General features: G+C 74.2%; 19 protein-coding genes. 15 read left to right on the top strand and 4 right to left on the bottom strand.

Annotated elements, in window-relative coordinates; all coding sequences use genetic code 11:
• Window positions 1–14: 14 nt before the first annotated feature.
• The 3 genes from priA to hisI are packed head-to-tail and all read left to right on the top strand — an operon-like array spanning window position 15 to window position 1,885.
• Complete coding sequence (gene priA, locus QSK00_RS09130) at window positions 15–758, top strand: bifunctional 1-(5-phosphoribosyl)-5-((5-phosphoribosylamino)methylideneamino)imidazole-4-carboxamide isomerase/phosphoribosylanthranilate isomerase PriA (protein ID WP_285589797.1); 744 nt, start codon at window positions 15–17, stop codon at window positions 756–758.
• Between the two features lie 9 nt (window positions 759–767).
• On the top strand, window positions 768–1,541 hold the full coding sequence (gene hisF / locus QSK00_RS09135; RefSeq protein WP_285589798.1) for an imidazole glycerol phosphate synthase subunit HisF: 774 nt from the start codon (window positions 768–770) through the stop codon (window positions 1,539–1,541).
• Window positions 1,538–1,885 carry a phosphoribosyl-AMP cyclohydrolase gene (gene hisI / locus QSK00_RS09140; RefSeq protein ID WP_285589800.1) on the top strand — a complete coding sequence of 116 codons (348 nt, stop codon included), beginning with the start codon at window positions 1,538–1,540 and terminating at the stop codon, window positions 1,883–1,885. The genes hisF and hisI overlap by 4 nt, the downstream gene beginning before the upstream one ends.
• A gap of 19 nt (window positions 1,886–1,904) precedes the next feature.
• On the opposite strand, the gene QSK00_RS09145 is transcribed toward hisI, so the two are convergent.
• Window positions 1,905–2,852 (bottom strand): LysR family transcriptional regulator, encoded by a 948-nt coding sequence (locus tag QSK00_RS09145; protein WP_285589802.1) that lies wholly within the window; start codon window positions 2,850–2,852, stop codon window positions 1,905–1,907.
• A gap of 72 nt (window positions 2,853–2,924) precedes the next feature.
• On the opposite strand from QSK00_RS09145, the gene QSK00_RS09150 reads away from it, so the two are divergent.
• From QSK00_RS09150 to QSK00_RS09190, 9 genes are all read left to right on the top strand, one after another.
• On the top strand, window positions 2,925–3,887 hold the full coding sequence (locus QSK00_RS09150; RefSeq protein WP_285589805.1) for a DMT family transporter: 963 nt from the start codon (window positions 2,925–2,927) through the stop codon (window positions 3,885–3,887).
• Window positions 3,888–3,910: 23 nt separating this feature from the next.
• Window positions 3,911–5,488: an anthranilate synthase component I gene (locus QSK00_RS09155; RefSeq protein ID WP_285589806.1), complete on the top strand. Its 1,578-nt coding sequence runs from the start codon at window positions 3,911–3,913 to the stop codon at window positions 5,486–5,488.
• On the top strand, window positions 5,485–6,105 hold the full coding sequence (locus QSK00_RS09160) for a Trp biosynthesis-associated membrane protein (RefSeq protein ID WP_285589808.1): 621 nt from the start codon (window positions 5,485–5,487) through the stop codon (window positions 6,103–6,105). Before QSK00_RS09155 ends, QSK00_RS09160 begins: the two co-directional genes overlap by 4 nt.
• 94 nt (window positions 6,106–6,199) lie before the next feature.
• Window positions 6,200–7,009: an indole-3-glycerol phosphate synthase TrpC gene (gene trpC / locus QSK00_RS09165; protein WP_285589810.1), complete on the top strand. Its 810-nt coding sequence runs from the start codon at window positions 6,200–6,202 to the stop codon at window positions 7,007–7,009.
• Entirely contained in the window at window positions 7,006–8,301 is a 1,296-nt protein-coding gene (gene trpB / locus QSK00_RS09170; protein WP_285589812.1) for a tryptophan synthase subunit beta, read from the top strand. Before trpC ends, trpB begins: the two co-directional genes overlap by 4 nt.
• The gene (trpA, locus tag QSK00_RS09175; RefSeq protein ID WP_285589813.1) at window positions 8,298–9,116 is read left to right on the top strand and encodes a tryptophan synthase subunit alpha; all 819 of its coding nucleotides are present in this window, start codon (window positions 8,298–8,300) and stop codon (window positions 9,114–9,116) included. Before trpB ends, trpA begins: the two co-directional genes overlap by 4 nt.
• A gap of 40 nt (window positions 9,117–9,156) precedes the next feature.
• Complete coding sequence (gene lgt, locus QSK00_RS09180) at window positions 9,157–10,290, top strand: prolipoprotein diacylglyceryl transferase (RefSeq protein WP_285589815.1); 1,134 nt, start codon at window positions 9,157–9,159, stop codon at window positions 10,288–10,290.
• Window positions 10,291–10,464: 174 nt separating this feature from the next.
• Window positions 10,465–15,063, top strand: coding sequence for a glutamate synthase large subunit (gltB, locus tag QSK00_RS09185; protein ID WP_285589816.1), 4,599 nt, complete (start codon window positions 10,465–10,467; stop codon window positions 15,061–15,063).
• On the top strand, window positions 15,056–16,564 hold the full coding sequence (locus tag QSK00_RS09190; RefSeq protein WP_285589817.1) for a glutamate synthase subunit beta: 1,509 nt from the start codon (window positions 15,056–15,058) through the stop codon (window positions 16,562–16,564). Before gltB ends, QSK00_RS09190 begins: the two co-directional genes overlap by 8 nt.
• A gap of 81 nt (window positions 16,565–16,645) precedes the next feature.
• Here QSK00_RS09190 and QSK00_RS09195 read toward each other — a convergent pair whose 3' ends face one another.
• Window positions 16,646–17,443 (bottom strand): peptidylprolyl isomerase, encoded by a 798-nt coding sequence (locus tag QSK00_RS09195; RefSeq protein WP_285589818.1) that lies wholly within the window; start codon window positions 17,441–17,443, stop codon window positions 16,646–16,648.
• Between the two features lie 106 nt (window positions 17,444–17,549).
• On the opposite strand from QSK00_RS09195, the gene QSK00_RS09200 reads away from it, so the two are divergent.
• Window positions 17,550–18,242, top strand: coding sequence for an MBL fold metallo-hydrolase (locus tag QSK00_RS09200; RefSeq protein ID WP_285589819.1), 693 nt, complete (start codon window positions 17,550–17,552; stop codon window positions 18,240–18,242).
• A gap of 13 nt (window positions 18,243–18,255) precedes the next feature.
• Window positions 18,256–19,524: a histidine--tRNA ligase gene (hisS, locus tag QSK00_RS09205; RefSeq protein ID WP_285589821.1), complete on the top strand. Its 1,269-nt coding sequence runs from the start codon at window positions 18,256–18,258 to the stop codon at window positions 19,522–19,524.
• Window positions 19,525–19,542: 18 nt separating this feature from the next.
• Here the strand turns inward: hisS and QSK00_RS09210 are convergent, their stop codons facing one another.
• Window positions 19,543–20,418 carry a DUF8692 domain-containing protein gene (locus QSK00_RS09210; RefSeq protein WP_285589822.1) on the bottom strand — a complete coding sequence of 292 codons (876 nt, stop codon included), beginning with the start codon at window positions 20,416–20,418 and terminating at the stop codon, window positions 19,543–19,545.
• A gap of 201 nt (window positions 20,419–20,619) precedes the next feature.
• On the opposite strand from QSK00_RS09210, the gene QSK00_RS09215 reads away from it, so the two are divergent.
• Entirely contained in the window at window positions 20,620–22,269 is a 1,650-nt protein-coding gene (locus QSK00_RS09215) for an NAD-dependent malic enzyme (RefSeq protein ID WP_285589824.1), read from the top strand.
• A 120-nt stretch (window positions 22,270–22,389) separates the two neighbouring features.
• On the opposite strand, the gene QSK00_RS09220 is transcribed toward QSK00_RS09215, so the two are convergent.
• The gene (locus QSK00_RS09220; RefSeq protein WP_285589827.1) at window positions 22,390–23,895 is read right to left on the bottom strand and encodes a hypothetical protein; all 1,506 of its coding nucleotides are present in this window, start codon (window positions 23,893–23,895) and stop codon (window positions 22,390–22,392) included.
• Between the last annotated feature and the right edge of the window lie 17 nt (window positions 23,896–23,912).

The following is a 23,912-nucleotide window of genomic DNA, read 5'->3' on the forward strand; positions in this document are numbered from 1 at the left end:
AGGCTCACGGACCCGTGAGCTTCGACCTGCTGCCCGCCGTGGACGTCGTCGACGGCCAGGCCGTCCGCCTCGTCCAGGGCGAGGCGGGCACCGAGACCGGCTACGGCGACCCCCTCGACGCGGCCCGCGGCTGGGTCGACGACGGTGCGGAGTGGATCCATCTCGTCGACCTCGACGCCGCGTTCCGTCGCGGCTCGAACGCCGAGCTGCTGGCCGCGCTCGTCGAGCAGGTCCCGATCAAGGTCGAGCTGTCCGGTGGGATCCGGGACGACGACTCGTTGCGTCGGGCCCTCGACACCGGGTGCGCCCGGGTCAACATCGGCACGGCCGCGCTCGAGCACCCGGAGTGGTGCGCGAAGGCGATCGCGGAGTTCGGCGATCGCGTCGCCGTCGGGCTCGACGTCAAGATCCGGGACGGGGAGCACCGGCTCGCCGCCCGCGGCTGGGTGTCCGACGGCGGCGACCTGTGGGAGGTCCTCGCACGGCTCGACGCCGAGGGCTGCGCCCGGTACGTGGTGACCGACGTCGGCCGCGACGGCACGCTGACCGGCCCGAACACCGACCTGCTCACCGCCGTCTGCGCGCGGACCGACGCGCCCGTGGTGGCCAGCGGTGGGGTCGCGACCCTCGACGACGTGCGGGCGCTCGCCGCGCTGGCGCCGCAGGGGGTGGAGGGCGCGATCATCGGCAAGGCCCTCTACGCCGGGGCGTTCACGCTGCCCGAAGCGCTCGACGTCGCGGCGCGACCGGCTCAGTAGGCTGTTCGCATGGGTGTGGCCGTCCGTGTGATCCCGTGCCTGGACGTCGACGCCGGGCGCGTGGTCAAGGGCGTCAACTTCGTCGACCTCCGCGACGCCGGGGACCCGGTGGAGATGGCCCGGCTCTACGACGCGGAGGGCGCCGACGAGCTCACGTTCCTCGACGTCAGCGCGTCCTCCGGCGAACGGGAGACCACCTACGACGTGGTGCGCCGCACCGCCGAGCAGGTGTTCATCCCGCTGACCGTCGGCGGGGGCGTGCGGACGAACTCCGACATCGACAAGCTGCTCCGCGCGGGCGCGGACAAGGTCGGCATCAACACCGCCGCGATCGCCCGGCCGGAGTTCCTCGGCGAGGCGAGCCGCCGGTACGGCTCGCAGTGCATCGTGCTGTCGGTGGACGCCCGGCGGGTCCCGGCCGACGGGCAGCCGACGCCCTCCGGGTTCGAGGTGACGACGCACGGCGGTCGGCGCGGCACCGGGATCGACGCCCTCGAGTGGGCGCAGCGCGGGGCGGAGCTCGGGGTGGGCGAGATCCTGTTGAACTCGATGGACGCCGACGGCACCAAGAACGGGTTCGACCTGGAGATGCTGCGCCGGGTCCGGGCTCTCGTCGACGTCCCGGTGATCGCGTCCGGGGGCGCCGGCGCCGTCGAGCACTTCGCCCCGGCGGTCGAGGCGGGTGCCGACGCCGTGCTCGCGGCGAGCGTGTTCCACTTCGGGATGATGCGGATCGGCGAGGTCAAGGACGCCCTGCGGGAGTCCGGGGTGGAGGTCCGATGACGGTGGCGCCGGACCTGAGCTCACGGGTGCGCTGGAACGCCGACGGGCTGGTGTGCGCCGTGGTGCAGCAGTACGACACCCGTGAGGTCCTCATGGTCGCGTGGATGTCGGACGAGGCCCTGACCCGCACCCTGGAGAGCCGGGAGGCCACCTACTGGTCCCGGTCCCGCCAGGAGCTGTGGATCAAGGGGGCGACCAGCGGCCACACGCAGGCCGTGCACGAGGTGCGGCTCGACTGCGACGGCGACACCGTGCTGGTGCTGGTCGACCAGCAGGGCGCGGCCTGTCACACCGGCGACAGGACCTGCTTCGACGCCGACGTGCTGCTCGCCGACGAGGGCTGAGCGAGCACGCCCGGCACGGTCACGAGTCGGGGTTCGTCGTGCCGGGCCCGTGACCGGGTGCGGGCGCCCGGGCGGCGGCCGTGGCCCGCAGGGCGGTGACCGCCGCGCGGACCGCCGGGGTCTCCCGCTCGGAGCGCCAGACCGCGTCCACGGTGCGGGCGAGCACGGGCGTGGTGGTCAGCATGCGGACCCCCGACGGCAGCACCGGGCGGGCCAGCCGCGGCACCATCGCGGCCAGCCCGGCCCCGGCCACGAGCTCGAGGTGGATCGCGAACCCGCAGACCCGACTCGTGACCCGCGGTTCCACGCCGGCCCGGCGCAGCGTGTCGAGCAGCCAGTCGTGGGCGCGCGAGCTGCGGGTGTCGGCGACCCACTCCAGGTCGGCGTCGGCGAGCTCGCCGAGGGCGACGTGGCCCCGCGACGCCAGGGGGTGCTCCCGGGGGAGCGCGAGGTCGAGGACGTCGTCGCAGAGCTGGGTGCGGCTGGTGCCCGGCGGTGAGGGCGAGGGCAGGCCCTCCCAGTTCTCGACCACGGCGAGGTCGAGGTCGCCGGCGAGCAGCGCGGGCATCGTCTCCTCGGCCTCCCCGTCGTCGAGCAGCACGGTGAGATCGGGGTGGGCGACCCGCAGCCGGGCGAGCGTGGCGGGCGCGAGGGCGTGCGCGGAGGTGGGGATCGCCCCGATCCGCAACGGGCCCACCACCTCCTCGTCGAGCCGGTCGAGGTCCCGCCGGGCCGCCGCCATCCGCTCCAGCAGGGCCGCCGCGTGCTCGGCGAGCACGAGCCCCGCCGGGGTCAGCCGGATGCCACGCCCGGCCGGCTCGGTCAGCCGGGTCCCGGCCTCGCGCTCGAGGGTCGCCAACTGCTGCGACACCGCCGACGGCGTGAGGTGCAGCGCGGTCGCGGCCCGCCCCACCGTGCGGTGCGTCGCGACCGCGTGGAGGGCCTGGAGACGGGCGATCCCGAACATGCAGGGGAGCTTACGGTTCCTGGCCAGGAGAAGTCGCTGGTCCTGAACAGTGCGGCCGCGCAGGCTGGAGCCGTGGCCGTTCCCGACACCCTCGCGACCTCCACCCCCACCCGTCGTCGGGCGGTCGATCCGCGGCTCATGGCCGTCGTCGGCAGCCTCTGCATCGCCCTCTCGCCGATCCTCATCGCGCTCTCGGGCACCTCGCCGGGCACGGCGACGGTGTTCCGCTGCCTGCTCGCGCTGCCCGTGCTCGTCCCGCTCGCGCTGCTCGAGCGCCGGCGGACCCGGCGGACGCAGCTCGGGGCGGACCGGCTCGCCCGGCTCGGCCGTCCCTGGCTCGTCGTCGTCGGGGGCCTGCTGCTCGGGCTGGACATGACGCTGTGGACCGGCGCCATCCACGCCGTCGGCGCGGGGGTCTCGACGGTGCTCGTCAACGCGCAGGTGGTGATCCTGCCGCTGCTGGCGTTCCTCGTGCTCCGCGAGCGCATCCGGCTCTCGTTCCTGCTGACCGTGCCGGTGATGCTCCTCGGCGTCGCGCTCGCCGGCGGGCTGGTCGACAGCGACCCGTCCACCGCGCCGGACCCGGTGCTCGGCACCGTGCTCGCGCTCCTCGCGGCCGTCGCCTACGCGGGCTACCTGCTGTTCCTGCGGCTCGGGGCGGCGCCCGGGGAGAAGGCCGCGCCGGTCACGCTCGCGACGGCGGCCGCCGCGGTCAGCTCGTTCGTGCTCGGGTCGCTGTGGGAGGGCGTCGACCTGACGCCGGGCTGGACCGCGGTCGCCTGGCTGGCACTGCTCGCCGTCGTCGGGCAGTCGATCGGCTGGGTGCTCATCGCCGGTGGGATGGCCGCCCTGCCGTCGTCGACCGGGGCCTCGATCCTGCTGCTCCAGCCCGTCGGGGCGGTGCTGCTCGGCATGCTCGTCCTCGGCCAGTTCCCGACCGCCTGGCAGCTCGTCGGCTGCGCGGTGGTCATCGCGGCGGTCGCGATCGCGGTCCGACGGCGGGCGGAGCCCGCCCCGGAGGAGGCCGCCGCCTGAGAGTGTCGGACCCGGCGTCCACAATGGGCGGCGTGTCCGTGACCGACCCGCCGACCACGCTCGGCGCCGTCCAGCCGAGCCGCGAGCAGTTCCACGAGCTCGCCGCCCACCACCGCGTGATCCCGGTGGTGCGCCGGCTGCTGGCCGACGACGAGACCCCGCTGGGCGTGTACCGCAAGCTCGCCGGCCGGCGCAGCGGGACGTTCCTGCTCGAGTCGGCCGCGAACGGCGAGTCGTGGTCGCGGTGGTCGTTCGTCGGCGCCCGCAGCGCCGCGGCCCTCACCGAGCGCGGCGGGCGGGCGCACTGGACCGGGACCCCGCCGGTCGGGCTGCCCGGGAACGAGGAGAACCCGCTCGACGCCCTGCGGGAGACCCTGGAGCGGCTGCGTACCGACCCGCTGCCGGGCCTGCCGCCGTTGACCGGCGGGCTGGTCGGCTACGTGGGCTACGACGCGGTCCGGCGCCTCGAGCGGCTCCCGGAGCTCGCGGAGGACGACCTCGAGATCCCCGAGCTGGTCATGCTGCTGGCCACCGATCTCGCGGCGCTCGACCACCACGAGGGCACCGTCACCCTCATCGCGAACGCCGTGAACTGGGACGACAGCCCCGAGCGGGCGGACGCGGCCTACGACGACGCCGTCGCCCGCCTCGACCGCATGACCGCCGAGCTGGGTGCCCCCGCCCCGTCCACCGTCGCGCAGTACGACCCGACGGTCGGGCGGACGCCGCAGGTCCGGCGCCGCTTCGACCGCGACGCCTACCTCGCGGCGGTGGAGACGGCCCAGGAGCGGATCCGGGCGGGCGACGCGTTCCAGGTGGTGGTGAGCCAACGGTTCGAGTCCGACACCGACGCCGACGCGCTCGACGTCTACCGGGTGCTGCGGGCCACCAACCCGAGCCCCTACATGTACCTGCTGCGGCTGACCGACGCGGCGGACCGGCCGTTCGAGATCGTCGGCTCGAGCCCGGAGGCGCTCGTGACGGTCCGCGACGGGGTGGCCACCACCCACCCGATCGCGGGCACGCGCTGGCGCGGGACGGACGCCGAGGAGGACCTCCTGCTGGAGAAGGACCTCCTGGCCGACGAGAAGGAGCGCGCCGAGCACCTCATGCTCGTCGATCTCGGCCGCAACGACCTCGGCCGGGTCTGCGTCCCCGGCACCGTCAAGGTCCACCGCTTCTTCGACATCGAGCGCTACAGCCACGTGATGCACCTGGTGTCCACCGTCAGCGGCCGCCTGCGCGACGACCGCAGCGCCTTCGACGCCGTCGCGGCGTGCTTCCCGGCGGGCACCCTGTCCGGGGCGCCCAAGCCGAAGGCCATGGAGATCATCGAGGAGCTCGAACCGACCCGGCGCGGGCTCTACGGCGGGATCGTCGGCTACCTCGACTTCGCGGGCGACGCCGACACCGCCATCGCCATCCGCACGGGGCTGCTGCGCGACGGCGTCGCCCACGTGCAGGCGGGCGGCGGCATCGTCGCCGACTCCGACCCGGTCGCCGAGGACACCGAGGCGTCGAACAAGGCCCGGGCGGTGCTCGCGGCCGTCGCGACGGCCGCGACGCTGCGCGCCCCCGAGCCCGGTCGGACCGCCCCGTGAGGGGCCCGCGCCTGCTCGGTCTCGCGGTGGTCGGGCTGCTGCTCGCCGCCGTGACCCTGTGGGGGGCGTCCCGCGGCACCTGGCTGACGGCGACCTGGGACGTGCCGCTGCGGGGGCGGGTGGTCGTCACGGCCACCGGGGCCGACGCCGAGCCCGTGCTCGTCCCGTGGGCCCTGCTCGCCCTCGCCGCGATCGGCGGGCTGCTCGCGACGTCGGGGTGGGGGCGGCGCGCAGTGGGCGCGGTCGTCGGGATCGCGGGACTGTGGGCGCTGCTCCGCTCGCTGTCGGGGCTCGCCGCGCCCGCGCCGGACGCCCTGCCCGCGGCCGCCCGCCAGGCGGGCCGCGCGGTCGGCGTGGAGGCCTCCGTGGTGTGGCCGCTGCTCGGCGGCGTCGGCGGGCTCCTGCTGATCGGCGTCGGCCTGCTCGTGGCGCTGCGGGGTGCGGCGATGCCGCGCCTCGGGGCCCGGTACGACGCTCCCGGTGACGACCGCCGCCGCCGGGACGACGACGAGGAGCGCTCCCTGTGGGAGGCGCTCGACGCCGGGGACGATCCCACGGCGCGTCCGCAGAGCCCGACACCGAGGGCACCGGACGGAACCGACGGGACCGGGAGTTAAACTTCCGGTGTACTCGCCAGGGACCGGATCCGGTGCCCCGCATGTGCGGGAGACCGGCTCGATCGAGAGCCCGAAGGATGGGGGCAGCACCCGCGTGAGCGTCCTGGAGCAGATCCTCGAGGGGGTCCGGGCCGACCTCGCCGCCCGCGAGGCCGCCGTTCCCTTCGACGAGGTCAAGGCGGCGGCCGCCGCCGCGCCGCCCGCCAAGGACGCGCTCGCGGCCCTGCAGGGGCAGGGCATCGGGGTGATCGCCGAGGTCAAGCGGGCGTCGCCCTCGCGCGGCCACATGGTCGACATCCCCGACCCGGCCAAGCTCGCCCGCCAGTACGTGGAGGGCGGCGCGCGCATCATCAGCGTGCTCACCGAGCAGCACTACTTCGAGGGGTCGCTGACCGACCTCGACGAGGTGCGCGCCGCGGTGGACATCCCGGTGCTGCGTAAGGACTTCGTCGTCGGCACCTACCAGGTGCACGAGGCGCGCGCCCATGGCGCGGACCTGGTGCTGCTGATGTGCTCGGTGCTCGAGCAGAACGCCCTCGACGCGCTGGTCGACCGGGTGCACTCGCTGGGCATGACGGCCCTCGTCGAGATCCACGACGAGATCGAGGCGGACATGGCGCTGCAGGCGGGCGCGAAGCTCGTCGGCATCAACGCGCGCAACCTCCGCACGCTCGACGTCGACCGCGAGGTGTTCAGCCGGCTCGCCCCGGGCCTGCCCGGCGAGGTGCTGCGCGTCGCGGAGTCCGGCGTGCGCGGCCCCGGCGACCTCATGACCTACGCGGGCCTCGGCGCCGACGCGGTGCTGGTCGGCGAGTCCATGGCCACCGCCGAGGACCCGCGGGCCGCCGTGCGCCAGCTGGTCACCGCCGGGTCGCACCCCGCCTGCCCCAAGCCCGCGCGATGACGGCGCTCCCCACCGCCGGCGACGGGCTCGCCGACCACGGGCACGACCCCGACGGCGGCGGCCACTTCGGCCGCTTCGGTGGCCGGTACATGCCCGAGGCCCTGATCGCCGCCGTCGACGAGGTCGCCGCGGCGTACGAGAAGGCCCGCCACGACCCGGAGTTCCTCACCGAGCTCGACCGGCTGCAGCGGGACTACGCCGGGCGGCCCTCGCCCGTCACCGAGGCCCGGCGGCTCTCCGAGCACGCGGGCGGCGCGACGATCCTGCTCAAGCGCGAGGACCTCAACCACACCGGGTCGCACAAGATCAACAATGTGCTCGGCCAGGCCCTCCTCACCGTGCGGATGGGCAAGACCCGCGTGATCGCGGAGACCGGCGCGGGCCAGCACGGCGTCGCGACCGCGACCGCCGCGGCCCTGCTGGGCCTCGAGTGCGTCGTGTACATGGGCGAGGTCGACACCGAGCGCCAGGCGCTGAATGTGGCCCGCATGCGGCTCCTCGGCGCCGAGGTCGTGCCGGTGACCACCGGGTCGCGCACGCTCAAGGACGCGCTCAACGAGGCCTACCGCGACTGGGTCTCCTCGGTGGAGCACACCCACTACGTGCTCGGCACGGCCGCCGGCCCGCACCCGTTCCCGATGATGGTGCGCGACTTCCACCGCGTCATCGGGCTCGAGGCGCGCGCGCAGGTGCTGGCGAGCCACGGGACGCTGCCCGACGCCGTCCTGGCCTGCGTCGGCGGCGGCTCGAACGCGATCGGCATCTTCCACCCGTTCCTCGACGACGCGGGCGTCCGGCTCGTCGGGTGCGAGGCCGCGGGCGACGGGGTCGACACCGGCCGCCACGCCGCCTCGATCACCGGCGGCTCGCCCGGGGCGTTGCACGGGGCGCTCACCTTCGTGCTGCAGGACGACGACGGGCAGACCGTCGAGTCGCACTCGATCTCGGCGGGACTCGACTACCCGGGCGTCGGACCGGAGCACTCGTACCTCGCCGAGATCGGCCGCGCGGAGTACGTCGCGGTCACCGACACCGAGGCGATGGACGCGTTCCGGCTGCTCTGCCGCACCGAGGGGATCATCCCGGCCATCGAGTCCGCCCACGCGATCGCCGGCGCCCTGCGCCTCGGACGCGAGCTCGGTCCGGACGCGACCCTGCTGGTGAACCTCTCCGGCCGCGGCGACAAGGACGTGGAGACCGCCGCCCGCTGGTTCGAGGTCGTCGACCCGGCGGCACTCCCGACGACCGAGCCCGTGCCCGACGACGCCGCGGCGGGGGAGCGGGAACTGTGAGCGGAGCCGCCACGGGCACCGGGCTCACGGTGCTCGACGAGGTCTTCGCCACCGCCCGCGCCGAGGGGCGCGCCGCCCTCATCGGCTACCTGCCGACCGGATACCCGACGGTGGCGGGCTCGAAGGGACTGCTCGCGCAGACCCTCGACGCGGGCGCCGACCTCGTCGAGATCGGGCTCCCGTACTCCGACCCGGTGCTCGACGGCCCGGTCATCCAGCACGCGGTGGAGACCGCGCTGCGCGGCGGCGTCCGGACCAAGGACACCCTCGAGGTGGTCGAGTCCGTGGCCGCCCGTGGAGGCCGCGCCGTCGTCATGACCTACTGGAACCCGATCCTGCGCTACGGCGTCGAGGCCTTCGCCCGCGACCTCGCGGCCGCCGGCGGACTGGGCCTCATCACGCCGGACCTCGTGCCCGACGAGGCCGCGGGCTGGCTGGACGCCGCCGAGCGCCACGGCCTCGGCCGGACGTTCCTCGTGGCCCCCTCGTCCACCGAGGAACGCCTCCGCTCGACGACCGCCGCGACCCGCGGGTTCGTCTACGCGGCGTCGACGATGGGCGTGACCGGGGCGCGGGACGCGGTGTCGGACACCGCCCCGGCGCTCGTCGAGCGCACCCGCCGGCACACCGACCTGCCGATCGGCGTGGGGCTCGGCGTGCGCTCGGGTGCGCAGGCGGGCGAGGTCGCGCAGTTCGCGGACGGCGTGATCGTGGGCTCCGCGCTCGTGTCCGCGGCCGAGCACGGCCGGGCCGCCGTGGCGCGCCTCGCGAGCGAGCTGGCCGCGGGCGTCCGGGGCAACCACACCGGCCGCTGAGGGCGTCGGGCCCGCCCCCGCCTCACGGACGGTGTCGGGGGTGACCGATAGCGTGAGCGCCGTGCTCGCCTCCCTGCCGCTGACCATCCCCAGCCCGCCCCAGGGCGTCTGGCAGCTCGGTCCGATCCCGCTGCGCGCGTACGCGCTGTGCATCATCGCGGGGATCGTCGTGGCGGTGTGGCTGACCGAGCGCCGGTTCGCCGCCCGCGGCGGGGCGCCCGGGTTCGTGATCGACGTCGCGGTCTGGGCCGTCCCGTTCGGGCTGGTCGGGGGCCGCCTCTACCACCTCGCCACCGACTGGCGGACCTACTTCGGCCCGGGGGGCGACCCGGTCGCCGCGCTCTACGTCTGGAACGGCGGGCTCGGCATCTGGGGCGCCATCGCGCTCGGCGCGATCGGCGCGTGGATCGCCTGCCGCCGGCGGGGGGTGCCGCTCACCGCCTTCGCCGACGCCGCCGCCCCGGGGATCGTGCTGGCGCAGGCCGTCGGCCGGCTCGGGAACTACTTCAACCAGGAGCTCTACGGCGCCCCGACCACGCTGCCGTGGGGTCTGGAGATCTACCGGCGGATCGACCCGGGCACGGGCGCGGTCGACAACCTCACCGGGGTGGCGGTCGACCGCACCCCGGTCGAGATCGTGCAGCCCACGTTCCTCTACGAGCTGATCTGGAACGTCGCGGTCGCGGTCCTCGTGATCTGGGCCGACCGTCGCTTCACGCTCTCCCGCGGGCGCGCCTTCGCCCTCTACGTCGCCGGCTACACCCTCGGCCGGTTCTGGATCGAGATGCTGCGCACCGACCCCGCGCTCACGCGCGTCGAGGGCGTACGGGTGAACGTGATCGTCGCGGCCGTGCTGTGCCTCGCCGCCCTGCTCTACCTCGCGCTCGCCCGTGGGCCGCGCGAGGACCTGTCGGCCTCGATGGACCCGGACCCGACCGGTTCGTCCGGGGGCGGCACGGGTAAGCCCGGTCTCGTGACTCCCAGGGACGACGAGAACGACGACGCACGGGCGGCCCGGGCGGCGCGGGACGAGGCCGCAGGGCCGGACCGCGACGACACCGACACCCACCACGGTGCCTCCGAGCCCTCGGGCGTCGACGCCGAGCCCGAGGGCGCCCAGCCCGAGGAGGAGGCCGCGGCCGCCCCGCCGTCCTCCGCGCACGGGTCCGCCTGAGCGAGGTCCCCGCGGGGTCCGCGCACCCCGCCGTCGCCCGTTCTCCGGGCTAGACTCTTCCCGGGCCACCGTCGTCCCGGATCCCCACCATCCGGCTCGCGACGACCGCGGGGCCGCCTGCCCGTCACTGCGGACGACGGGCACCGGCCCCCGGCGATCAGGGAGGCCCGCCTCGTGCTGTTCTCGACCGTTCCCGAGCCCCAGGGCCTCTACGACCCCGCCTTCGAGCACGACGCCTGCGGGGTCGGCGCCGTCGTCGACACGCACGGCCGCCGCAGCCACGCGATCGTGGCCGACGCCCTCCAGGTGCTGCACAACCTCGACCACCGCGGAGCCGCCGGCAGCGAGCCGACCAGCGGCGACGGGGCCGGCATCCTGCTCGGCGTCCCGCACGAGCTGCTCCGCGCCACCGTCGACGTGGAACTCCCGGAGCCCCGGCCCTCGGCCGACGGCGGTCAGGACGAGTACGCCTACGCCTGCGGCATGATCATGCTGCCCGCGGACGAGGACGGGGGCGCGAAGGCGGTGTCCCTGCTCGAGCGGATCACCGCCGAGGAGGGCCTCGAGGTCCTCGCGTGGCGCGACCTCCCGATCGACCCGGACGGCGCCGACGTCGGCTCCGTCGCCCGGTCGGCGATGCCGCGCTTCGCCCAGGTGCTGGTGGCGCACCCGGAGCGCACCCTCGCGGGCATCGAGCTCGACCGCATCGCGTGGATCGTCCGCAAGCGGGCCGAGCACGAGTCGGTCGAGCAGGGCTGCGGGCTCTACGTGTCCTCGCTGTCGAGCCGCACGGTGACCTACAAGGGCATGCTGACCACCGACCAGCTGCCGCTGTTCTTCCCGGACCTGCGTGACGAGCGCCTGCAGAGCGCCGTGGCGGTGGTCCACAGCCGCTTCTCGACGAACACGTTCCCGAGCTGGCCGCTCGCGCACCCGTACCGCACGATGGCGCACAACGGTGAGATCAACACCATCCGCGGCAACCGCAACCGCATGCGGGCCCGCGAGGCGCTCCTCGGTACCGACCGCTTCCCGGGGGACCTGCAGCGCGCCATGCCCGTGTGCCCGCCCGGGTCGTCGGACTCCGCGAGCTTCGACGAGGTCCTCGAACTGCTCACCCTCGGCGGCCGCTCCCTGCCGCACGCGGTGATGATGATGATGCCGGAGGCGTGGGAGAACCACGACGAGATGCCCGCCGACCAGCGGGCGTTCTACCAGTTCCACGCGAGTCTCATGGAGCCCTGGGACGGGCCGGCCGCGGTCGTCTTCTCCGACGGCACGCTGCTGGGCGCGACGCTCGACCGCAACGGGCTGCGGCCGTGCCGCTGGTGGCAGCTCGCCGACGGGCGGGTGGTGCTCGCCAGCGAGTCCGGGGTGCTGGACGTCCCGGCCGAGGACGTCGTCGCGAAGGGGCGCCTGCGGCCGGGCCGGATGCTGCTCGTGGACACCCGCGGGCCGGGCATCGTCGACGACGACGCCTTCAAGTCCGAGCTCGCCGCCGCCGAGCCGTACGCCGAGTGGCTGCACGCGGGCCTCGTGCGGCTCGACGAGCTCCCCGACCGCGAGCACGTCGTGCACACCCACGAGTCGGTGATGCGCCGGCAGCAGACCTTCGGCTACACCGAGGAGGACCTGCGGGTCCTGCTCGCCCCGATGGCGACGACGGGCGCCGAGCCGCTCGGGTCGATGGGCACCGACACCCCCACGGCGGCCCTCTCCCGCCGGGCACGCCTGCTCTTCGACTACTTCGTGCAGCTGTTCGCGCAGGTGACGAACCCGCCGCTGGACGCCATCCGCGAGGAGCTCGTCACCTGCATGTCCCGCCCGATCGGCGCGGAGCAGAACCTGTTCCACCCCGGGCCGGCCAGCTGCCGCCAGGTGGTGCTGCCCAACCCGGTGATCCACAACGACGAGCTCGCGAAGCTCATCCGCATCGACGACGACGGCGACATGCCCGGTTTCGCCGCCACCGTGATCTCGGGGCTCTACGAGGTCGACGGCGGCGAGGCGGCGCTGCGCACCGCGCTGGACGAGGTGCGCCGGCGGGCGAGCGAGGCCATCGCCGACGGCAAGCGGATCCTGGTGCTCTCCGACCGGGACTCCGACGCCCGCTACGCCCCGATCCCGTCGTTGCTGCTGATCTCGGCGGTGCACCACCACCTCGTGGCGACCCGGGAGCGGACCCAGGTGGCGTTGATCGTCGAGGCCGGCGACGCCCGCGAGGTCCACCACATGGCGCTGCTGCTCTCCTACGGCGCTGCCGCGGTGAACCCCTACCTGGCGTTCGAGTCGATCGAGGACATGATCACCTCGGGCTGGCTCGACCACCTCGAGGTGGACGAGGCGATCGCCAACTACGTCAAGGCCTGCGTCAAGGGCGTGCTCAAGGTGATGTCCAAGATGGGCATCTCGACCGTGTCCGGGTACACCGCGGCCCAGGTCTTCGAGGCCATCGGGCTCTCCCAGGAGTTCCTCGACGAGTACTTCCACGGGACCTCGTCCAAGCTCGGGGGCGGTGGGCTCGACGTGCTCGCCGCCGAGGTCGCGGCCCGGCACGCGGCGGCGTACCCCAGCAACCCGACGGAGCGGGCGCACCGCCGCCTCGACGTCGGGGGCGAGTACGCCTACCGCCGCGAGGGCGAGCTGCACCTGTTCACCCCGGAGACGGTGTTCCTCCTGCAGCACTCGACGCGCACGAAGCAGCGCGACGTGTTCCGGCGGTACACCGCCGAGGTCGACCGCCTGACGCGCAGCGGTGGTCAGTTGCGCGGCCTGTTCCGGCTGCGCTACGAGGACCGGACCCCGATCGACCTCGACGAGGTCGAGCCCGCGACCGAGATCGTCAAGCGGTTCGCCACCGGCGCGATGAGCTACGGCTCGATCTCCGGCGAGGCGCACACCGACCTCGCGATCGCGATGAACAACATCGGCGGCAAGTCGAACACGGGCGAGGGCGGCGAGGACCCGGTCCGCCTGGTCGACCCGTCGAAGCGCTCGGCGATCAAGCAGGTCGCGTCCGGCCGGTTCGGGGTGACCAGCGAGTACCTGGTCAACGCCGACGACATCCAGATCAAGATGGCGCAGGGCGCGAAGCCCGGCGAGGGCGGGCAGCTCGCGGGCAAGAAGGTCTACCCGTGGATCGCCGAGGTCCGCTACTCCACGCCCGGTGTCGGGCTGATCTCCCCGCCGCCGCACCACGACATCTACTCCATCGAGGACCTCAAGCAGCTCATCCACGACCTCAAGAACGCCAACGACGCCGCGCGGATCCACGTGAAGCTGGTCAGCTCGGTGGGCGTGGGCACGGTGGCGGCCGGGGTCAGCAAGGCCCACGCCGACGTCGTGCTGATCTCCGGCTGGGACGGCGGGACCGGCGCCGCCCCGTTGACCAGCCTCAAGCACGCCGGCGCGCCCTGGGAGATCGGGCTCGCCGACACCCAGCAGACCCTCATGCTCAACGGGCTGCGTGACCGCATCTCGGTGCAGGTCGACGGCGCGATGAAGACCGGCTTCGACGTGATGGTCGGGATGCTCCTCGGAGCCGAGGAGTACGGGTTCTCCACCGCGCCGCTGGTGGTCAACGGCTGCATCATGATGCGGGTCTGTCACCTCGACACCTGCCCGGTCGGCGTCGCGACCCAGAACCCGGAGCTGCGCAAGCGGTACACGGGCAAGCCGGAGTTCGTCGAGAACTTCTTCTGGTTCATCGCCGAGGAGGTCCGCGAGTACCTCGCGAAGCTCGGGTTCCGCTCGATCGACGAGGCGGTCGGGCACTCGGAGCTCATCGACGCGGGCGAGGCGGTCGACAACTGGAAGGCGCAGGGCATCGACCTGTCGCCGCTGTTCACGGTGCCCGACGTGCCCGAGGGCGCGTCGACCGACCGGCACCGCACGAAGGCCCAGGACCACGGGCTCGACGAGGCCCTCGACCGCACCCTGATCCAGCTCGCCGAGGGCGCGCTCGACGACGCGATGCCGGTGCGCCTCGAGATGCCGATCCGCAACGTCAACCGCACCGTCGGGACCCTGCTCGGCGCGGAGATCACCCGCCGCTACGGCAAGCACGGTCTCGCCGACGACACGATCCACATCGAGTTCACGGGGTCGGCCGGGCAGTCGTTCGGGGCGTTCCTGCCCCACGGGATCACCCTCGACCTGGTCGGCGACGCGAACGACTACGTGGCGAAGGGCCTGTCCGGGGGCCGGGTGATCGTGCGGCCGCCCGAGGGCTCCCGCTTCACCGTGGACGCCGACTCCGACCGCGACGAGCAGCACACCATCGCCGGCAACGTCATCGCCTACGGCGCGACGTCGGGCGAGGTGTTCCTGCGCGGGCAGGTGGGGGAGCGGTTCTGCGTGCGCAACTCCGGGGCGCTCGCCGTCGTGGAGGGCGTGGGCGACCACGCCTGCGAGTACATGACCGGCGGGCGCGTGGTGGTGCTCGGCAGCACCGGACGCAACCTGGGCGCCGGGATGTCCGGCGGCATCGCGTTCGTCCACGACCTGCCGGAGATCCGGGTCAACCAGGAGATGGTCGACCTGCTGCCGGTCGACGGCGAGGACGCCGATTGGCTGCGACACGTCGTCGAGTGCCACCTGGAGCACACGGGCTCGCCCAAGGCCGCCCGCCTGCTCGACGACTGGTCCGACCAGGTCGGGCACTTCACCAAGGTCATGCCGACCGACTACCAACGCGTGCTCGACGCCGAGCAGCGCGCCGCGACCGAGGGTCGCGACCCGAACGAGGTCATCATGGAGGTGGCTGGTGGCTGACCCGCGCGGGTTCCTCACCTACTCCCGCGAGGACAACCCCAAGCGGCCCGTCGAGCAGCGACGGGCCGACTGGCACGAGATCTACGCCGACGTCACCGACGCGGGAGTCGAGGCCGAGACCCGTCGGCAGGCGGCGCGCTGCATGGACTGCGGCATCCCGTTCTGCCACTCCGGGTCCGCGGGCTGCCCGCTGGGCAACCTCATCCCGGAGTGGAACGACTTCGTCCGCCGCGGCGAGTGGGGCCGGGCCAGCGAGCGGCTGCACGCCACCAACAACTTCCCGGAGTTCACCGGCGCGCTGTGCCCGGCGCCGTGCCAGGAGGCGTGCGTCCTGTCGATCACCTCCCAGCCCGGGTCGGTGACGATCAAGCGCGTCGAATGGTCGATCGCCGAGGTCGCCTGGCGGGACGGGCACGTCGCCCCGCAGCCGGCCGCGGAGTCCTCGGGCCGGCGCGTCGCCGTCGTCGGGTCCGGCCCGGCCGGGCTCGCCGCCGCGCAGCAGCTGACCCGCGCCGGGCACGACGTCACCGTCTACGAGCGGGACGACCGGCTCGGCGGTCTCATGCGCTACGGCATCCCCGAGTTCAAGTTCGAGAAGTGGGAGCTGGACCGCCGCCTCGAGCAGATGCGGGCCGAGGGGACGCGGTTCGTCGTGAACTGCGAGGTCGGCGCGGAGGGGCTGCCCGTCGAGCGCCTCCGTGCGGAGTACGACGCCGTCGTCCTCGCCGTCGGTTCCCTCGCCGGCCGCGACGACCGCTCCGTCGAGGGCCGCGACCTCGAGGGCATCCACCTCGCGATGGACTACCTCACCCCGGCCAACCGGGAGTGCGAGGGCGACGGGCCGTCGCCGATCAACGCCCGCGGGAAGAACGTCGTGGTCATCGGCGGTGGCGACACCGGCGCCGACTGCTACGGCACGGCCACCCGGCAGGGCGCGATCGGCGTCCACCAGCTCGACCAGTACCCCGCCCCGCCGCAGATCCGCGACGAGACCACGTCCCCCTGGCCGACCTGGCCGTACATGTACCGGACGCCGCCCGCACTCGAGGAGGGCGGCGAGCGCCTGTTCGCGACGGCGGTGCAGCGGTTCGTCGGCGACGACCGGGGCCACGTCCGGGCCGTCGAGCTCTCGACCGTCGAGGTCCGGCGCACCGAGGACGGGCAGCGCGAGGTGGTCCCGACCTCCGAGGAGATCCACACCCTCCCGGCCGACCTCGTGCTCTTCTCGATCGGCTTCACCGGGCCCGACGACATGGCCCTCATCCCGGGCCTCGGCCTCGAGCGTACGCCCAAGGGCACCATCGGGTGCGGCTCGGACTGGCAGACCGACGTCGCGGGCGTGTTCGTCTGCGGTGACGCCCACCGAGGTGCGTCGCTGATCGTCTGGGCCATCGCCGAGGGCCGGTCGGCGGCCGCCGCGGTCGACCGGTTCCTCTCGGCCGACGGTCACACCGACCTGCCGTCGCCGGTGCACCCGGGAGCGCTGCCGCTCAGCGTCTGAACGGTCCGCCTCGGCGGGCGAGCGGCACTCCCGCAGCATCGACCTGCGCGAGAGTGCCGTTCGCCCGCCCCGGACCCGCCGTCAGGACTGGACCTGGGCCTGCTGGATCTGGACGGGGATGGTGGGCTTGCCACCGCCGGCCGGGTTGGAGTTGTCGTCCCCGCCGGCTGCGACCTTGTCGAGCACGGCGAGGCCCTCGGGGGCGATGCGCCCGATCACGGTGTACTCGGGCGGCAGCGCGGAGTCGCCGTACACGAGGAAGAACTGGCTGCCGGTGCTCGCGGGCTGGGACGCCTTCGCCATGGCGACGAGTCCGCGGCTGTAGTTGGACGCGCCCTGGCCGAGCGGGGACGGCGCGAGGTTCGTCGGGGGCTCCTCGGCGTACCGGTACCCGGGGCCCCCGGAACCCGTGCCGGTCGGGTCACCGCACTGCAGGACCTGCAGACCCTGGCCGGTCACCAGACGTGGGCAGGGGGTGTCGTTGTAGAAGCCCTGCTGCGCCAACGACGTCACCGCGTTCACGGCACAGGGCGCCTGTGCGCGGTCGAGGGTCAGCGGGATCGCGCCCTGCGAGGTCTGCAGGGTGAGCCCGACGACGCCGGTCCGCTCCGGGTTCGGGTCCGGCGCCTGCACGGGCCGGGAGGCCTGCCCGTCCGGGGTGTAGGTGCAGGCCCCCGACGCGGCCGCGGGTGCGGCGACGGTCTCGGAGGGCCGGGTGGCGACGTAGATCGCGATCCCGGCCGCGAGGACCGCCACCACGGCGCCGACGGCGATGATCGCGAGGCGCTGCCGGCGCCGCCGCGCCCGCTCGGCCCGGCGCTCGATCTGTCGCTCCAGCTTGCGCTTGGCGGCCTTGCGGCGCTGCTCGTTGGTCGGCACGGCGGCATCCTAGGAAGTCAGGTCCCGGTGAGTTCGGGCAGGTCAGGGGACACCGGGTGGTGCCGACTAGGCTGGACGACAGTCGTCTCGAGGAGGGTGGACCCACGTGCTGGTCGCCGGGTTCCCGGCCGGGAGTTTCCAGACCAACTGCTTCGTGATCGCGCCGGACGAGGGCGGTCCCTGCGTGGTCGTCGACCCGGGGCAGGACGCCGAGGAACCGCTGCGCAAGGTGCTGGCGGACCGGCGGCTGACCCCGGTCGCCGTCCTGCTCACCCACGGGCACCTCGACCACATGTGGTCGGTGACCCCGGTGTGCGACGGGGACGACATCCCGGCGTGGATCCATCCCGAGGACCGGTCGATGCTCGCCGATCCGCTGAGCGGCGTCGGTCCCATGGGCGCGCAGCTCGCGGCGATGTACCCGGGGCTGCAGTTCCGGGAGCCGAAGCACGTGGAGACGCTCACCGACGGCTCCACGCTGGATCTCGCCGGCCTCTCGCTGACCGTGGACCACACGCCCGGCCACACCCGCGGCTCGGTCGTCTTCCGCAGCGCCACCGAGGACGGCGCGCCGTTCGTGCTGGCCGGCGACACCCTGTTCCAGGGCAGCATCGGCCGGACCGATCTCCCCGGCGGCTCGCTGGAGGAGATGATGACGAGCCTGCGGACGAAGCTGCTCACGCTGCCGGACGAGACCGCGGTGCTCCCCGGGCACGGGCAGCCCACCACGATCGGCGACGAGCGGCACACCAACCCGTTCCTGCAGGGGCCGCAGAACGCGCCCGGCCGGAACCTCTAGGAAGAACACCGAATTGGCTGACATCCCGCCGGGCGGCTTCGTCGCGCCCAAGGGCATCCCCGAGTACGTCGGGCCCGACTTCGTCGCGGTCCGCGACACCCTCGTGCGCGAGGCCGACCGTGCCGGGTACGCCCATCTCGAGCTGCCCGTCTTCGAGGACACCGCGCTCTACGCGCGCGGGGTCGGCGAGTCGACCGACGTCGTGTCGAAGGAGATGTACTCCTTCGCCGACCGCGGCGGTCGCAGCGTCACCCTGCGTCCCGAGGGCACGGCCGGGGTCGTGCGCAGCGTCATCGAGCACGGCATGGACCGCGGCACGCTGCCGGTCAAGCTGCGCTACGCCGGGCCGTTCTTCCGCTACGAGCGCCCGCAGGCCGGTCGCTACCGCCAGCTCCAGCAGGTCGGTGTCGAGGCGATCGGCGTGGACGACCCGGCCCTCGACGCCGAGGTGCTCGCCGTCGCCGACGCCGGGTTCCGCGCGCTCGGGCTGACCGGCTACCGCCTCGAGCTCACCTCCCTGGGGGACGCCGAGACCCGCCCCGAGTACCGGGCGACGCTCCAGCGGTTCCTCGAGAAGTGCGACCTCGACGAGGCGACCCGGGAGCGGGCGCGGATCAACCCGCTGCGTGTGCTCGACGACAAGCGGCCCGAGGTCCGCGACCAGCTGGCCGATGCGCCGCTCATGGTCGACCACCTCTCCGACGCCGCGGCGGCCCACCACGCGAAGGTCAAGCAGTACCTCGACGAGCTCGGGGTGGCCTACACCGAGAACCCCCGCATGGTCCGCGGGCTGGACTACTACACGAAGACGACCTTCGAGTTCGTCCACGACGGGCTCGGCTCGCAGTCCGGGATCGGCGGGGGCGGACGCTACGACGGGCTGATGGCCGAGCTCGGCGGGCAGGCGCTGTCCGGGGTCGGGTTCGGCATCGGCGTCGACCGGACGCTGCTGGCCTGCCGGGCCGAGGGTCTCGACGTCGCGCCGGCCCGCCGCGTGGAGGTGTTCGGGGTCCCGCTGGGCGAGGCGGCGAAGGACCACCTGGTGGGCCTCGTCGGGCAGCTGCGCCGCGCCGGCATCCGGGCCGACCTCGCCTACGGCGGTCGGGGGCTCAAGGGCGCGATGAAGGCGGCCGACCGCTCGGGGGCCCGCTACGCCCTCGTCCTCGGCGACCGGGACCTCGAGGCCGGCACGATCCAGCTCAAGGACCTGGGCGACGGCAGCCAGACCGAGGTCGCGCTCGCCGACGCGGCCGCCGCGGTCGACCGGGCCGTGCACGGCTGAGCCGCCACCGGGTGGCGGTCAGAGGCGCGGGATGGGCCGGGTCAGGTCGTCGCCGGCCGTGACCGACGTGGGCACCGCGCCGGTGGGGGCGGCGTGCCGGCCGACCGTGACCCGCAGCGGCACCCGGCCCGAACCCGTCGTCGGGAACGGGGCGGAACCGGCGCGCTCGACCGCCTCCCGGGCGGCCTTCTCGGTCGCGGCGGCGAGCGTCCGGGCCATGATCCGGCGGGCCAGCAGCACACACAGGTGGCAGAGGGCGGCGTAGGCGAGGAACTTGACGACGTCCTCGGCGTGCCCGAGGAACGTCGCGATTCGGTCGTTCCGGCCCTCGAAGAGCGACTCGAGGACGTCACCGCCGAGCGAGCCGCCGAGCAGGGCGAGACCCGTCAGGAACGTCAGGCCGAGCCGCTCGGACCGCATCGGGCGGAACGCCCACGCGACGAGGGCGAGGCCGAGCACGGCGTAGACGGCGAGCGCGGCGTCCTCCGGGATGCCCGCCCCGGGCAGGACCGCGTCGTGGACCATCATCATGTCGTCGAAGCCGAGCCAGACGCAGAGCACGGCGAGCGCGAGCCCGGCGGTCAGGGCCGGCGAGTTCGCCGCCGTCGTCCCGGTCGTGCGGGCCCACGCCCGCGACACGACGAGCGCACCCAGCGCGGTGCCCGCGCACACCATCAGCGCGCTGGAGAAGGCGATGGTGAACAGGCCGGAGTACTCGGAGTCCTCGGGGAAGCGGTCCTGGAGCACGATCGTCAGGTCGTGCCCGGTCCCGCCGTAGACGGCGAGCGCCAACCCGAGCAGGACCCCGACCGGCAGCACCGTGCGCAGCAGCATCCGGGCCGCCTCCGCCAGATCCGACCGGTCCTCGGGCACCGGCCCCGCTGGGTGCGTCATCTCGAGCCTCCGTCCCGCCGCGTGCTGAACGTGTCCCGTCACGATCACGACGAAAAGATGAACGTGAGGGTAACGAGCGTTTCCGGACACCGGATATCGCCCCCATGCTCAGCATCTCCTCAGAACCCCCGATCGGTACCGGCGGGTAACGGGGCGTGTGCGGGACGCTGAGCTGCGACGGTCAGCAGGGGAGGAGCCACGATGGCGGCAGGCGGGACGGGCGACGAGGGCGTCATCCTCGACGACCCGATGCGCACGAAGGGGACCGCGTTCACCGCCGAGGAGCGCACCGAGCACGGGCTGCGGGGTCTGCTGCCCTACGCGGTGACCACCCTCGACGAGCAGGTCCGCCGCTGCTGGGGCGAGGTGACGCGGCAGTCGACGGACCTCCAGCGCTACGTCTACCTGCGCTCGCTGCAGGACCGTAACGAGCACCTCTTCTACTCGGTGCTCGCCGCCGACGTGCCCACCGCGCTGCCGCTGGTGTACACCCCGACCGTCGCCGAGGGGTGCAAGCGCTTCTCCGAGCTGTGGCGCCGGCCGCGGGGGCTCTACCTCGCGTGGCCCGACCGCCACGACCTGAGGGAGATGCTGCGCAACCGGCCCCACGCCGACGTCGACGTCATCGTCGTGACCGACGGGCAGCGCATCCTCGGCATCGGCGACCAGGGCGTCGGCGGCATGGGCATCCCGGTCGGCAAGCTGTCGCTCTACACGCTCATCGGCGGGATCGACCCGGCCCGGACGCTGCCCATCCTGCTCGACGTCGGCACCGACAACGCCGATCTGCTCGACGACCCGTTCTATCTCGGCTGGCGGCACCGCCGGATCGACGACGACGACTACTTCACCTTCGTCGAGGACTTCGTCGCCGCGGTCGAGGCCGAGCTCCCGGACGTCCTGCTGCAGTGGGAGGACTTCGCCACCCCGCACGCGGCGCCCATCCTCGCCCGCTACCGGGACCGGCTGCTCACCTTCAACGACGACATCCAGGGCACCGCGGCCGTCGCGCTCGGCGCCCTCCAGGGCGCGACCGAGGTGGCCGGCTCACGGCTTGCCGATCAGCAGGTCGTCATGCTCGGCGCGGGCTCCGCCGGCATCGGCGTGATGGAGATGGTCCGTCAGGAGATGGTGGACCAGGGCCTCTCCGCGGACGACGCCCGTGCCCGCTGCTGGGTGGTCGACGTCCGCGGGCTCCTGACGACGGACCGCGACGACCTCTCCGACGACCAGCAGGCCTTCGCCCACGACCCCGCGGACGTCGCCGACTGGGGTCTCGACGGCCTCCCGGGCCTCGCGGACGTGGTCGAGCACGTGACGGTCGGCGTGCTGCTCGGCCTGTCCACCGCGCAGGGGGCGTTCACCGAGGACATCGTCCGCACGATGGCCGCGAAGGTGGACCGGCCGATCGTGTTCCCGCTGTCCAACCCGACCTCGAACGCCGAGGCCCGCCCGGCCGACGTCGACGCCTGGACCGACGGCCGTGCCCTCATCGCGACCGGCTCACCGTTCCCGCCGCTCGCGCGGGAGCACGGCGACGACGTCCCGGTCGCGCAGTGCAACAACGTCTACATCTTCCCGGCGGTCGGGCTGGCCGTGACCGCCGCGCGGGCCACGCGGGTCACCGACGCGATGATGCGGGCGGCCGCCCGGGCGCTCGGGAACGCCTCGCCCGCGCTGAAGGACCCGACGGCGCCGCTGCTGCCGGCGTGGGCGGACGTGCGGGACGTCGCGGACGACATCGCGCTCGCCGTGGCGCGGCAGGCGGTCGCCGACGGGGTGGCGCCGCAGGCGTCCGACGACGAGCTGCGCGCGGCCGTCCGTGCCACGCGGTGGGACCCGGCCTACTGAGCGAAGGGCCCCTCGGTCCGACCAGCCGGCGGTGGGCGCCCCTCGCCGGTCGGCGGCCACCTGAGCGAAGGGGCCCTCCGGTCGGTCCCGCCGACGGAAGGCGCCCTTCGGTCGGGAGGGTCAGCCCTCGACCGCCTTCTGCCGACGGCCGGCCGGGAGGCGGTCGACGAGGCGGCCGAGCCGCTCGGTGGTGCCCTGGAGGGGGGCGAGGGCGTCGGCGAGGACCTTGATCTGACCGTCGAGGTCCTCGATCCGGCCCGCGACGGTACGGAGGTCGGGTGCGACCCGCACGAGCTCGGACGCCGCGACCGACAGCGACGAGTCCAGCGTCTGCAGCCGCGGCGGCAGCTCCGGGAACGTGGTGTCGGCGTGGTGGGCGAGCGTCTCGACGTGCTCGATCGCGGCCGTCAGCTTGCGCACCTCGGGCACCGCCTCGGCGAGCGCGCGGATCGTCGGCACGGCGTCGGCGATCTGCTGGGCGGTGGGCACGGCGTCCGCGATCGCCTGCACCGTCGGCACCGCCGCGGCGACCTTCTCCACCGTCGGCACGGCCGCGGCGAGCTGGTCGAGCGTGCCGGTGGCCTCGGCGAGGCGCTCGATGGTGGGCACGGCGGCGGCGATCTGCTCCACCGTGGTGACGGCGTCGGCGATGCGCTCCACCGTCGGCACGGCGGCCGCGATGGCCTCGACGGTGCCGACCGCCTCCGCGATGCGCTCGATCGTCGGGACCGCCGCCGCGATCTGCTCGATCGTCCCGACGGCGCCCGCGATGGCCCCGATGTCCTCGGTGGCCGCGGCGATGCGGCCGAGGTCGTCGACCGCGCTGCCGAGCCGGGCCAGTGAGTCGACGGCGCCGGTGAGCAGGTGGAGGTCGGCGGCGGCACCCCCGAGCTGCTGCAGCGCCGGGACGGCCTCGCGCAGGGCGTGGATGTCCTCGGCGGCGCCCCCGAGCTGCTGCAGGGCGGGCACCGCGGCTGCGAGGGCGTGGATGTCCTCGGCGGCGCCCCCGATCTGCCTCAGGGCGGGCACCGCAGCGGTCAGGGCATGGATGTCCTCGGCCGCTCCGCCCAGCTGCTGCAGGGCGGGGACGGCGGCGGTCAGGGCGTGGATGTCCTCGGCCGCTCCGCCCAGCTGCTGCAGGGCGGGCGCGGCCTGCGCGAGGGCGTGGATGTCGGCGGCCGCGCCCCCGATCTGCTGGAGCGCCGGTACGGCCTCACGGAGGGCGTGGATGTCGTCGGCCGCCCCGCCCAGCTGCTGGAGGGCGGGCACGGCCTGCGCGAGCGCGTGGATGTCGGGTGCGGCCGAGGCCAGCTCGTCAAGCGACCGCTGCAGGTCCTGGGCCAACGGCAGGAGCTGCTCGAGCACCGTCACGACGCGCGGGAGCGCCCGTAGCGCGTCGCCGACCAGGGGTGTCACCTCGACCGACACGGTGTGCGCCGCGGATGCGAGCCCCCGCACGATCGACGGCCCCCGCAGCGTGAGCTCGACCGCGGTGCGGGCCGAGGCCGCCGCGAGGGCGTACACGGTGTCGAACACCCCCGGGGCGGGCTGCGGCGCCCGCGACGCCGGGCGGATCGCTCGCGGAGTGGGGCGGTCGCCCGACGGCGGCGTCGTCGACTGCGTCATCGGGCCCTCGCTACGGC

Origin of the sequence: Actinomycetospora sp. NBRC 106378 (assembly GCF_030269685.1) — a bacterium.
GTDB lineage: Bacteria > Actinomycetota > Actinomycetes > Mycobacteriales > Pseudonocardiaceae > Actinomycetospora.